At 63.7% G+C, this 11,309-nt stretch carries 11 protein-coding genes; 4 read left to right on the top strand and 7 right to left on the bottom strand.

The window, feature by feature from the left end:
- Nucleotides 1–89 precede the first annotated feature (89 nt).
- Complete coding sequence (locus P3T40_RS31700) at nt 90–590, bottom strand: Rrf2 family transcriptional regulator (RefSeq protein WP_429271723.1); 501 nt, start codon at nt 588–590, stop codon at nt 90–92.
- A gap of 242 nt (nt 591–832) precedes the next feature.
- Here P3T40_RS31700 and P3T40_RS31695 point away from each other — a divergent pair, with 242 nt between their 5' ends.
- Nucleotides 833–1,387, top strand: coding sequence for a group III truncated hemoglobin (locus P3T40_RS31695; RefSeq protein WP_429271667.1), 555 nt, complete (start codon nt 833–835; stop codon nt 1,385–1,387).
- Between the two features lie 19 nt (nt 1,388–1,406).
- On the opposite strand, the gene moaE is transcribed toward P3T40_RS31695, so the two are convergent.
- The 6 genes from moaE to P3T40_RS31665 form a co-directional block, all read right to left on the bottom strand.
- On the bottom strand, nt 1,407–1,883 hold the full coding sequence (gene moaE / locus P3T40_RS31690; RefSeq protein ID WP_429271666.1) for a molybdopterin synthase catalytic subunit MoaE: 477 nt from the start codon (nt 1,881–1,883) through the stop codon (nt 1,407–1,409).
- A gap of 10 nt (nt 1,884–1,893) precedes the next feature.
- Complete coding sequence (moaD, locus tag P3T40_RS31685; RefSeq protein WP_429271665.1) at nt 1,894–2,151, bottom strand: molybdopterin converting factor subunit 1; 258 nt, start codon at nt 2,149–2,151, stop codon at nt 1,894–1,896.
- Between the two features lie 27 nt (nt 2,152–2,178).
- On the bottom strand, nt 2,179–3,501 hold the full coding sequence (locus P3T40_RS31680) for a molybdopterin molybdotransferase MoeA (protein ID WP_429271664.1): 1,323 nt from the start codon (nt 3,499–3,501) through the stop codon (nt 2,179–2,181).
- A gap of 346 nt (nt 3,502–3,847) precedes the next feature.
- On the bottom strand, nt 3,848–5,299 hold the full coding sequence (gene thrC, locus P3T40_RS31675) for a threonine synthase (protein WP_429271663.1): 1,452 nt from the start codon (nt 5,297–5,299) through the stop codon (nt 3,848–3,850).
- A gap of 13 nt (nt 5,300–5,312) precedes the next feature.
- Nucleotides 5,313–6,644, bottom strand: coding sequence for a homoserine dehydrogenase (locus P3T40_RS31670; protein WP_429271662.1), 1,332 nt, complete (start codon nt 6,642–6,644; stop codon nt 5,313–5,315).
- A 77-nt stretch (nt 6,645–6,721) separates the two neighbouring features.
- A complete protein-coding gene (locus P3T40_RS31665; RefSeq protein WP_429271661.1) occupies nt 6,722–7,969 on the bottom strand; it encodes a pyridoxal phosphate-dependent aminotransferase in 1,248 nt (415 codons plus the stop codon).
- Nucleotides 7,970–8,414: 445 nt separating this feature from the next.
- Between P3T40_RS31665 and P3T40_RS31660 the strand changes: the two genes are divergently transcribed.
- The 3 genes from P3T40_RS31660 (at nt 8,415) to P3T40_RS31650 (ending at nt 11,100) form a co-directional block, all read left to right on the top strand.
- A complete protein-coding gene (locus P3T40_RS31660; protein ID WP_429271660.1) occupies nt 8,415–8,789 on the top strand; it encodes an Mth938-like domain-containing protein in 375 nt (124 codons plus the stop codon).
- A 178-nt stretch (nt 8,790–8,967) separates the two neighbouring features.
- Nucleotides 8,968–10,704 carry a glycosyltransferase family 39 protein gene (locus tag P3T40_RS31655; RefSeq protein ID WP_429271659.1) on the top strand — a complete coding sequence of 579 codons (1,737 nt, stop codon included), beginning with the start codon at nt 8,968–8,970 and terminating at the stop codon, nt 10,702–10,704.
- Nucleotides 10,705–10,728: 24 nt separating this feature from the next.
- Complete coding sequence (locus tag P3T40_RS31650) at nt 10,729–11,100, top strand: SMR family transporter (RefSeq protein ID WP_429271658.1); 372 nt, start codon at nt 10,729–10,731, stop codon at nt 11,098–11,100.
- The last annotated feature ends 209 nt before the right edge of the window (nt 11,101–11,309 follow it).

Here is an 11,309-nt window from a genome sequence, read left to right as displayed (position 1 = left end):
AAATGAGGCGTTTTTTGCGGGTTTCAAGCGCTTTTTTGCACGCGGGAGCAAGTATTTAACAATTGACGCGAACAACCGCTTCATTTCGGTCAATCGACGGGCGCCGTCCCGCCGTCGCCGGAGGTCGCCATGGCAATCGGGATGACCTGCCGCATGCCGAGCAACGCCGCGAGCGGTCCCGCGGGCTCGGCCAGTTCACCGATTGTGTGGCGATCCAGTTCGGACAGAAAGGCGTGGCGCGCCACCTCCAGCACGCCTTTCAGCCGGCATTGCGACTGGATGACACAATCCCGGTGGCTCCCGCCTTCGACCGGGAAACAGCCCACCAGCGCGAAATCGCTCTCGGTCGCGCGCACCACTTCTCCGACCGTGAGCGAGCCCGAGTGCTCGAAGAGCCGCAGACCGCCATTGCGGCCACGCACCGTCTCCACCCAGCCCAGTTCTCCGAGCCGCTGAACGACCTTCATCAAATGGTTCTTCGAAATACCGTAGGCGTCCGAGATATCCTGGATCGTCGCCAATCCCTCGGCGCGAACTGCGAGGTACAGCATGACGCGCAGTGAATAGTCCGTGTAGTCAGTCAGTCTCATAAGCGCAAAGCCACGATGAGCGACGGCGGCGATCCGCTGAAAGACCGTGTCGACGCGAGGGTTGTCCGTCAAGCCGCTTCGCAATAACATGCAGTAGTCGCGCATGTTATTGAGGGCTTTCCGTAATGTGTTCCATTCTGAATGGTATCGTTTGACCGTAGCGTTATTTTTCTGAATAACGCGGGTGGGAAGCACTATTTCTCGCAGTACTCATTGCATTTGAGTTTGTCCCTGGTCACCGCATGAATCCGACTTTTACCCCTGTGGCTGCTGCACCGCGACACACGGAACCAAACGAAGCCAATATTCGCGAGCTCGTCTACGCGTTCTATGACCGCGTGCGGGCCGATTCCGTCCTCGGTCCCGTCTTCGAGCAGACGCTTGCAGGACGCTGGGACGAGCATCTGCCGAAGATGTGCATGTTCTGGGCGAGTCTGGTGCTCGGCGCGAAGCAGTATCGCGGCAATGTGCAGCAGGCGCACCAGCCGCTGCCGGGCCTCGAGCCCCAGCATTTCAGTCACTGGCTCTATCTGTTTCTCGACACGGTGGAGTCGCGCTACGAGCCGGCGGCCGCGATCCGTTTCATGGAGCCGGCGTTGCGCATTGCGCAGAGTCTGCAATTGAGCCGTTTTGGGTGGAATTACACCATTCCCGCCGAGCAGCAGGATTTACTCGACCGTATCGCACCCGCGAGGCGTGAGCGCGAGGAAGGCGATCCGTCGGCGCACGCCGCAGCGGCCAAACCGCGCGGTGAACCGTTTCCGGCGAAGATCATTGGGCGCTCGAATGACGCCTAGCTGAACGAAGGACCGCCCTTCATTCGGACTTCGTATTAATCGAGCCGATACCCCAGCGCGCGAGCGCGGCGTCATCGGTTACACGGGCATCGACCCAGCGCTCGCCTTGGTCGGTCTTTTCCTTTTTCCAGAAGGGCGCCTCGGTTTTCAGGTAGTCCATCACGAACTCGCACGACGCAAACGCGTCGCCGCGATGCGCCGACGTCGTCGCCACCAGCACGATCTGGTCGAGCGGATACAGCTTGCCCACGCGGTGGATGATCAGCACCTCGATGCCCGGCCAGCGCCCGCGTGCCGCTTCGACGATCGCCGCGAGCGACTTCTCCGTCATGCCCGGATAGTGCTCGAGTTCCATGGTTTCGACCGCGCTGCCGTCGTTCAGATCGCGCACGGTGCCGACAAAGCAGGCCACCGCGCCCACCTTGGGATTCTGCGCGCGCAAGGCCGCCACCTCGGTGGTCAGGTCGAAGTCTTCTGTCTGGACGCGAACCGTCATGCCATCTACCTCAACCGCCCGTTACGGGCGGAAAGAACGCGACCTCGCAGCCTTCGGTAATGCGGGTGCCGGCGTCGGTCATCACGTGATTGCAGGCCATGCGCAGCGCGCGCCCCTCGGTGAGCGTCTCCGCCCAGATGCCGCCGCGCGCCCGCAGCCACACCCGCACGTCGCCCACCGTGGCCACGCTGTCGGGCACATCGACCGTTTCGTCGGCGGTACCGAGTGCTTCACGCACGCTTGCAAAAAATTTCAGCTGGATCTTCATCTGGGTCGTCGCCGGACGTTGCCGGCGTCAGTTCAACAATTCGGAAAAGGGAATGAAATGCACGGTCTCGCCGGCGCTGATCACATGATTGGGCGGGTTGTCGATCAGGCCGTCGCCCCACACCGTCGAAGTCAGCACGGCCGAACTCTGGTTCGGGAACAGATCGAGCCCGCCCGCCGGATTGACCCGGGCGCGCAGGAATTCGTTGCGCCGGTCGCCTTTGGACTGGGTGAAGTCGGCGCGCAACGACAGCGCGCGCGGCGTCACGGTCCGCACACCCGACAGGCGCAGCACGAACGGACGCACGAATAGCAGGAAGGTGACGAAGCTCGACACAGGGTTACCCGGCAGGCCGATGAGGAAGGCTTCTGCCGGCGCCTCGGGGTTGGAGGCGTTTGAGGCGTGCCCAGCGGCCTCGACGGCCGACGCGCCAGAGGCGCCGCCCAGCACGCCCTTGCCGCCCGCGAAAGACGCATCTACGGCATCCACCGTCCCACGCCGCACCGCGCCGAACGCCAGCGGCTTGCCCGGCTTCATGGCGATTTGCCACATCGACAGGCGCCCTTCCGCCTCGACCGCCGGCTTCACATGGTCTTCCTCGCCCACGGAGACGCCGCCGCAGGTAAGGATCAGGTCGTGCGCGTGCGCAGCCTCGCGCAAGGTCGCACGGGTCGCATCGAGCCGGTCGGGGACAATGCCGTAGTCGGTCACGTCACAGCCGAGCTTTTCGAGCAGCCCGCGCAGCGTGAAGCGATTAGAGTTGTAAATGGCGCCGGGCTTGAGCGGCTCGCCCGGCATAGTCAGTTCGTCACCGGTAAAAAACACCGCCACTTTGACGCGCCGTAGCACCGACAGCTCCGCACAGCCCACGGATGCAGCTAGCCCCAGCGCCTGCGGGGTCAGACGCGTACCCGCCGGCAAGATCACCGCGCTGCTGCGGATGTCCGCGCCCTGCAAGGTGATCCATTCGCCCGCTTTCGGCATGTGCAGAATAGTGACGGTATCGTCGGCGGCTTCAGTCTGCTCCTGGATGACGATCGCATCGGCGCCAGGCGGCACCGTCGCGCCGGTGAATATGCGTGCCGCCGTGCCGGCCGCGAGCGGCTGCGGCGCGTGCCCCGCCGGGATGCGCTGCGAAACCGGCAGGCGGCGTTCGCCCTGGGTGAGGTCGGCGATCCGCACCGCGTAGCCATCCATCGCGCTGGTGTTCATCGGCGGCACGTCAAGCGGCGAAACAACATCAACGGCCAGCACCCGGTTCAGCGCATCGAGCGTGGGCAGCGTTTCCTTGCCGGCAACGGCGCTGGCGGCGCCGAGCAGCGTTGCAAGGGCGTCGGCAGTCGAAAGCATCGGGGCGCGAGGCGCGGGAGATGTGGGCGTGGACATCGGTCGGAGGGCGCGGAGGACTGAAAGGAATATTGTAGCGGTCTGCGGCTTTCGCCGGGGCGATGTAGCCGTATGGACAGGTTTTGCGCAGGGTTGCGGAGGCGCGAGAACGCCACAAGAAAAACGGCCATGGGGCCGTCCCTGCCAGCAGGGCCTGCACCATGGCCGTCGAATCAAGCGCGTCGGAGGCTGCCAGCCGTGCGGCGCTACATCGCACCGTTCACGGCGGGCACAAGCGGGCAAACCCTGCGCCCACTCGCGCCCTTATCACCCTCGCCTGTTAATAGCCCGACTCGTCCTTAATCGCCCCTCAGTCGCCCGTGTGGGCGACCACGAAGTCCTTCACGCGCTGCACATCCGCCGGCAGCACCTCGAAGCGCTGCGGCAGCGACTCGATCCCGGAGAACGCCGCCGGCCGCTCCGGCTCGCGCAGCAGCGCTTCGCGGATCGTCTCGCCAAACTTGATCGGCTGGGCCGTTTCCAGCACGATCATCGGGATTCCAGGTTGCAGATGCTCGCGCGCCACCTTCAAGCCGTCGGCCGTATGGGTGTCGATCATCGTGTCGTAGCGTTCGAACACGTCGCGGATCGCCTCGACGCGGTCCGCATGGCTGCTGCGGCCCGACACGAAACCGAATTGCTTGACCCGCACGAAATCGCCACTCGCCGCCAGATCGAAACCGCCCTTCTCTTCAACGTCGCGGAACAGTTGCAGCACCCGCGCCGGATCGCGCCCCAGCAGATCGAACACGAAGCGCTCGAAATTCGACGCCTTCGAAATGTCCATGCTCGGGCTGCTGGTGTGATACGTCTCGGCTGCCTTGCGCACGCGGTAGATACCGGTGCGGAAGAACTCGTCGAGCACATCGTTCTCGTTGGTCGCAACCACGAGCTTCTCGATCGGCAGCCCCATCATCCGTGCGATATGCCCCGCGCAGACGTTACCGAAGTTGCCCGACGGCACCGTGAACGACACGCGCTCTTCATTCGACTTCGTGGCAGCGAAATAGCCCTTGAAGTAGTACACGACCTGCGCGACGACACGCGCCCAGTTGATCGAATTGACCGTGCCGATCTTGTACTTCGCCTTGAACGCGTGATCGTTCGAGACGGCCTTGACGATGTCCTGGCAGTCGTCGAAATTGCCTTCAACCGCGAGGTTGAAAATGTTCGGGTCCTGCAGGCTGTACATCTGCGCCGTCTGGAACGCGCTCATCTTCTTGTGCGGCGACAGCATGAACACGCGAATGCCCTTCTTGCCGCGCATGGCGTACTCTGCCGCGCTGCCGGTATCGCCCGAGGTGGCGCCGAGGATGTTCAGCGTCTCGCCGTGCTTCGCCAAGGCGTACTCGAACAGGTTGCCGATCAACTGCATCGCCATGTCCTTGAACGCGAGCGTCGGGCCGTTCGAGAGCTCGAGCAGCGACAGCGGCGCACCGTCCTCGATGCCGAGCGTTTTCAGCGGCGTGATCTGCTCGGCGCTTTCATCGTCGCGCACGTTGCAGTAAGTCGCGGCCGTGTAGGTGCGGCGTGTGAGCGTGCGCAGGCCTTCGGCCGGGATGTCATCGCTGAATTTCGACAGGATCTCGAAGGCGAGGTCCGCGTACGGCAGCGTACGCCAGCGCGCGAGTTCGTCAGCCGAGACCCGCGGGTATTCCGCTGGCAGATACAAGCCGCCATCCTTGGCGAGACCGCCCAGCAGGATGTCGGAAAACGTATGGCGCTCGCCGGCTCCGGCGCCGCGCGTGGAAAGGTAGTTCATATCAGTCTCTGGCCTAGTTCAGCGCTTCCATGCGCAGCTTGGTCACCTGCGACACCACGGTCTTCAGTGCCTCGATGTTCTTGATCGCGGCATTGACGTGCTTCTCGACCGTTTCGTGGGTGATCAGGATGATGTCGGTTTCGCCCTTGCCGTTGGCGTCGACCTGCTCCGATTCCTTCTGCAGCAACGCATCAATCGAAATGCCGGTGTCCGCGAGGATGCGGGTGATATCGGCGAGCACGCCGGTCACGTCCGCCACGCGCAGGCGCAGGTAGTAGCCGCTCGTCACTTCCTCGATCGGCAGGATCGGCGTGTTCGACAGGCTGTCCGGCTGGAACGCCAGATGCGGCACGCGATGTTCCGGATCGGCAGTGTGCAGACGGGTCACGTCGACCAGATCCGCCACCACGGCCGATGCCGTTGGCTCCGCACCGGCGCCCTTGCCGTAGTACAGGGTGGTGCCGACCGCATCGCCATGCACCACCACCGCGTTCATCGCGCCTTCGACGTTCGCCAGCAGGCGCTTCTCCGGAATCAGCGTCGGATGCACGCGCAGTTCGATGCCCTTGTCGGTACGGCGCGCAATGCCCAGAAGCTTGATCCGGTAGCCGAGTTCTTCGGCATATTTGATATCGATCGCCGCCAGCTTGCTGATGCCTTCGACGTACGCCTTGTCGAACTGCACCGGCACGCCGAACGCGATGGCGCTCATGATGGTCGCCTTGTGCGCGGCGTCCACCCCTTCGATGTCGAAAGTCGGGTCGGCCTCGGCATAGCCCAGTTCCTGGGCGGCCTTCAGCGCGGTCGCGAAGTCGAGACCGCAGTCACGCATCTCCGACAGAATGTAGTTCGTCGTGCCGTTGATGATGCCGGCGATGTACTGGATCCGGTTCGCCGTCAGGCCTTCGCGCAACGCCTTGATGATCGGGATGCCGCCCGCCACCGCCGCCTCGAACGCCACCATCACGCCGTTGGCGCGCGCCGCTTCGAAGATCTCGGTGCCGTGCACCGCGAGCAACGCCTTGTTGGCCGTCACGACATGCTTGCGGTTGGCGATAGCGCGCAACACCAGCTCGCGCGCAATGCCCGTACCGCCGATCATTTCCGCGACGATGTCGATGGACGGATCGTTCACCACGGCGTCGAAGCTATCGGTGACCTCCACCGTGCCGGCTGCGTTGCCGAGCGCCGCCGTGGCCTTGGCCGGATTGCGCACGGCAATGCGCGCAATCTCAATGCCGCGCCCGGCGCGCCGTTTGATTTCTTCCTGATTGCGGCGCAGTACCGTGAAGGTGCCGCTGCCCACCGTGCCGAAGCCCAGCAGTCCAACTTTGATCGGTTCCATGCAGCGTGTGTTTTCGAGTAAGGATTAAGGGAAACGGGTGTCGAGGTCTGTTGCGCGCAGGCTGTGTGGCCGCCGCGTCAGACCGAATGACGTTTTCGATAGCCGTCGAGGAAGCGGGCGATCCGGTTGATCGAATCCGCCAGGTCATCGACATTCGGCAGGAACACGACCCGGAAGTGGTCCGGCGACTTCCAGTTAAAGCCGCTGCCCTGCACCAGCAGCACCCGCTCGGCCAGCAGCAGTTCCAGGATGAATTGCTGGTCGTCTTCGATCGGGTACATTTTCGGATCGAGGCGCGGGAACATGTACAGCGCCGCTTCCGGCTTCACGCAGGTCACGCCGGGAATCGCCGTCAGCATGTCATACGCGAGTTCGCGCTGTTTGTACAGGCGACCGCTCGGCATGATCAGGTCGTTGATGCTCTGGTAGCCGCCGAGCGCGGTCTGGATCGCGTACTGGCCGGGCACGTTCGGGCACAGGCGCATCGAGGCGAGAATGCCGAGCCCCTCGAAATAGTCTTTCGCGCGGCGCCGGTTGTCGCCGGTCAGACCCGAGATGAACATCCAGCCGGCGCGGTAGCCGCACGAACGGTAGCTCTTCGACAAACTGTTGAAGGTCACCGTCAGCACGTCCTCGGAGAGCGCCGCCATCGACGTATGCTGCTTGCCGTCGTAGATAATCTTGTCGTAGACCTCGTCCGCGAAGATCACGAGGCCGTGCTGGCGCGCAATCTCGATCAGGCCGAGCAGCAGTTCGTCCGAGTACAGCGCGCCGGTCGGGTTGTTCGGGTTGATGACGACGAGGGCCCGGGTGTTCGGCGTGATCTTGGCGCGAATATCGTCCAGATCGGGCATCCAGCCGTTCGATTCGTCGCAGATGTAGTGTATGGGCGTACCGCCCGACAGGCTCACGCCCGCCGTCCACAGCGGATAGTCCGGCGCCGGCAGCAGCACCTCGTCGCCGTCGTTGAGCAGGCCCTGCATCGCCATCACAATCAGTTCCGACGCGCCGTTGCCGATGTAGATATCGTCCAGCTCGACGCCGTGCACGCCCTTTTGCTGGGTGTAATGCATGATCGCCTTGCGTGCGGCGAACACACCTTTCGAGTCGGAATAGCCTGACGAACCCGGCAGATTCAGGATCATGTCCTGGATGATCTCGTCGGGGGCGTCGAAGCCGAACGGCGCGAGGTTGCCGATGTTCAGCTTGATGATGCGGTGGCCCTCTTCTTCGAGCCGTTTCGCATGTTCGAGGACGGGCCCGCGGATGTCGTAGCAGACATTTAACAGCTTGTTGGATTTGAGAATCGGTTTCACGGCGGGCACTTCATCCTGGGTAAATAATGGGCCGGCCCGCAACACAACGGGCCAAGGAGCATCTGGGCGCGGAGTGGCCCGAAGTGGTCACTTCGAGGCGCACTCCCGCGGGCTGGTCTGATTCGCGCTGACGGCGGGTTGCGCCGGGGTGCTCGGGGTACTTCAGGGGACCGTTCAAGGAACCCTCAGGAAATCTTAAGAGAGCGCTGATAAGGTGTTTGGCCTTGCCGGATCCGGCGTACCGACCAGTGTCCGGCGTCGGCTTCGGGTGCGGCTTATGGCGGCACGCAAAGCAAGGAGCGCCGCCGGGCGGCTAAAAAGTTATAATTTAGCGGATTTTGGCCGACTTCCGCAATGCACCAAGCGCATGCGGAAGCCCTTTCGGCCCCTTCGTAGCCATTGCGCGACGCCTTTCTGCCGGATCGTCCGGCAAGAACGACTTCGGAAAACGAATTTGAAATTACACCAAGATTCGAGCGGCGCCCTCAACACCGTGACCGGCTACGGCGCCGGCTATGTCGAAATCAATCTCCAGCGCCATGTGGGCAGCATCCTCGTGATGCCGGAAGCGCCTGTCATCCCCTGGCCAGTGGCTTCTTTCGAAGCGCTGACCCCGGAGCATTTCGCCATGCTGGTCGAACCGGCGCCCGAAGTGGTCATTTTCGGCAGTGGCGAACGGTTGCGTTTCCCGCATCCGCGGCTCACCGCGGCGCTCGCAGCTCATCGGATCGGCGTCGAGACCATGGACTTCAAGGCCGCCTGCCGCACCTACAACATTCTGATGGCCGAGGGTCGCAAGGTTGCGGCCGCCTTGCTGATCGAAGGGTAATAGGCGCTGCGCGCCCGCTGCCGCGTCGTGCCGATATCGTAAACTGCGCGTCGGCAGCCGGCGGCCGGCCTTGCGCATCCCTCGCCGCGCGCGACTCGCCGTCCGCAAGCGGCCCTCCGCTCCTAACAACACCGAAACGCCGCCTGTGCGGCGTCGCAAAAAAACAGGCTAACAATCCATGAACGATATGCCTTCCCGGCTACCGCTCAACCGCAGCACCATCCTGCTCCTGGTGCTTGTCCTCGCCGTCGTCTGGTTCGTGCCGCTTGGCTGGCGCCACCTGCTGCCGAGCGACGAAGGCCGCTACGCCGAAATGGCGCGTGAGATGTTCCTGACCGGCGACTGGATCACGCCGCGCTACAACGGCTACAAGTATTTCGAGAAGCCGCCGCTGCAAACCTGGGCGAACGCGCTGACTTTCGCGTGGTTCGGCATCGGCGAATGGCAGGCCCGGCTGTACACGGCCCTGACCGGCTTCGCGGGCGTCCTGCTGATCGGCTTCACCGGCGCGCGCGTCTTCAACGCCGCCACCGGCGTGTTCGCGGCAATCGTGCTGGCGACCTCGCCGTACTGGAACCTGATGGGCCACTTCAATACGCTGGACATGGGCCTGTCGTTCTGGATGGAACTGACCCTGTGCGCACTGCTGCTGGCGCAGCGCCCCAACCTGCCGACCGGTCAGGTGCGGCTGTGGATGTGGCTATGCTGGGCGTCGATGGCGCTCGCGGTGCTGTCGAAAGGCCTGATCGGTGTGATCCTGCCGGGCGCGGTGCTGGTGCTGTACACGCTGATCGCCCGCGACTGGGCCGTCTGGAAGCGCCTGCACCTGATCGGAGGCGTGATCCTGTTCTTCGCGATCGTCACGCCGTGGTTCGTCCTGGTTCAAGAGCGCAATCCGGAATTCCTGAACTTCTTCTTCATCGTCCAGCAATTCAAGCGCTATCTGACGCCCGAGCAGAACCGTCCTGGTGCGTTCTACTACTTCGTGCCGGTAATTCTGGTGGGCTTCCTGCCGTGGCTGTCGGTGAGCGTGCAGAGCATCCGCCATGCGCTGCGCCTGCCGCGCCAGCCGAACGGCTTCTCGCCGGTCACGATGATGCTGGTGTGGACAGTGTTTATCTTCCTGTTTTTCAGCGCGTCGCATTCGAAACTCCTGTCGTACACGCTGCCCATCGCCCCGGCGCTGGCGCTGCTGATCGGCCTGTACCTGCCGCTCGTGACGCCGGCCATGCTGCGCCGCCATCTGGCCGGGTACGCCGTATTTCTGGTGGTGGCGGCGATCGGCGCGTTGTTCATGAGCCGCTTCGGCGACGACCGCAATCCCACCGAGTTGTATGTCGCCTATCGCGTCTGGGTGCTGGCCGCCCTTGGCGTCGCCTTTGCGTTGACGCTTGCAGCGATGTGGCTGAACCGCCACAGCCGCACCGGCATTGTCGGCGCTACCGCCATGTTCGGCGCGGCCTGGCTGCTGCTCGGCACCATCGCCGGCACCGGGCACGATGTCTTCGGCCGCCTGAGCTCCGGCGCGCCGCTCGCGCCCGCCATCAAGGCCGCCATCGCCAAACTGCCGCCCGACACGCCGTTCTACTCGGTCGGCGTGCTCGACCACACGTTGCCGTTCTATGTCGATCACACCATGATCATGGTCGAACATCCGGATGAATTGGCGTTCGGCGTCTCCGTCGAACCGCAGAAATGGGTGCCGACAGTGGACGAGTGGGAGAAGCGCTGGGATGCGGACCGCTACGCCCTCGCCCTGCTCCCACCCGCTCGCTACGACGCGCTGCTGGCTCAGCATGTGCCGATGCAGATCGTCGCCCGCGACTCGCGGCGCGTGATCGTAGAGAAGCCCGTCGCAGCCGGCGCTGACGCGTCCGCCGCGGCCCAGCCCGCCGTAGAAAAACCGCAGCAATGACCCCATATAGGACCTGAGCTCTTGATGAACCCGATTTCGCTCTTCTGTATCCTCGCCGGCGTGACGCTGAACGCCTGCGCGCAGCTCCTGCTGAAGGCCGGCACGAATGCCGTTGGACACTTCGAATTCAGCCGTGCGAACATCCTGCCCATCGGCTTCAAGCTGGCGACGCAATTGCCGATCATCGGCGGCCTGGGTTGCTATGTGATCAGCGTCGCGGTGTGGGTGATCGGGCTGTCGCGGGTGGATGTGTCGATCGCCTATCCGATGCTGTCGCTCGGCTACGTCGTCAACGCTTTCGCGGCGTGGTATCTGTTCGGCGAGGTGCTGTCGGTCCAGAAGCTGGTCGGGATCGGCATCATCCTGCTTGGCGTCGTCATACTGGCGCGCAGCTAGACGCCGCGCGCGTTTAAACGGGTTTGAGCCGGCTCGCGCCGGCCGCTGCCGGAAGCAGTTTGTTCACCTTGAGTAGCGGCACGACAAACCGGGAAGGACTGGCTGGTAAGGGGTGGTAAGCACCCCGCGAGAGACGCCGTATACTCGCTCGCCGCGCCCCGGATTGCCGCAGTATCCTTGCAGATCGCCGTCCTTGTTGGTTGCCGCCC

This window comes from Paraburkholderia sp. EB58 (assembly GCF_050436665.1).
Lineage (GTDB): Bacteria > Pseudomonadota > Gammaproteobacteria > Burkholderiales > Burkholderiaceae > Paraburkholderia.
The sequence above is the reverse complement of the archived record's forward strand: the minus strand, read 5'-3'. Positions and strand labels throughout refer to the sequence as shown.

Excerpts from the sequence above, each read along its gene's own strand:
- P3T40_RS31700 (WP_429271723.1), bottom strand. The coding sequence starts at position 590 with ATGAGACTGACTGACTACACGGACTATTCACTGCGCGTCATGCTGTAC.
- P3T40_RS31695 (WP_429271667.1), top strand. The coding sequence starts at position 833 with ATGAATCCGACTTTTACCCCTGTGGCTGCTGCACCGCGACACACGGAA.
- moaE (WP_429271666.1), bottom strand. The coding sequence starts at position 1,883 with ATGACGGTTCGCGTCCAGACAGAAGACTTCGACCTGACCACCGAGGTG.
- moaD (WP_429271665.1), bottom strand. The coding sequence starts at position 2,151 with ATGAAGATCCAGCTGAAATTTTTTGCAAGCGTGCGTGAAGCACTCGGT.
- P3T40_RS31680 (WP_429271664.1), bottom strand. The coding sequence starts at position 3,501 with ATGCTTTCGACTGCCGACGCCCTTGCAACGCTGCTCGGCGCCGCCAGC.
- thrC (WP_429271663.1), bottom strand. The coding sequence starts at position 5,299 with ATGAACTACCTTTCCACGCGCGGCGCCGGAGCCGGCGAGCGCCATACG.
- P3T40_RS31670 (WP_429271662.1), bottom strand. The coding sequence starts at position 6,644 with ATGGAACCGATCAAAGTTGGACTGCTGGGCTTCGGCACGGTGGGCAGC.
- P3T40_RS31655 (WP_429271659.1), top strand. The coding sequence starts at position 8,968 with ATGAACGATATGCCTTCCCGGCTACCGCTCAACCGCAGCACCATCCTG.
- P3T40_RS31650 (WP_429271658.1), top strand. The coding sequence starts at position 10,729 with ATGAACCCGATTTCGCTCTTCTGTATCCTCGCCGGCGTGACGCTGAAC.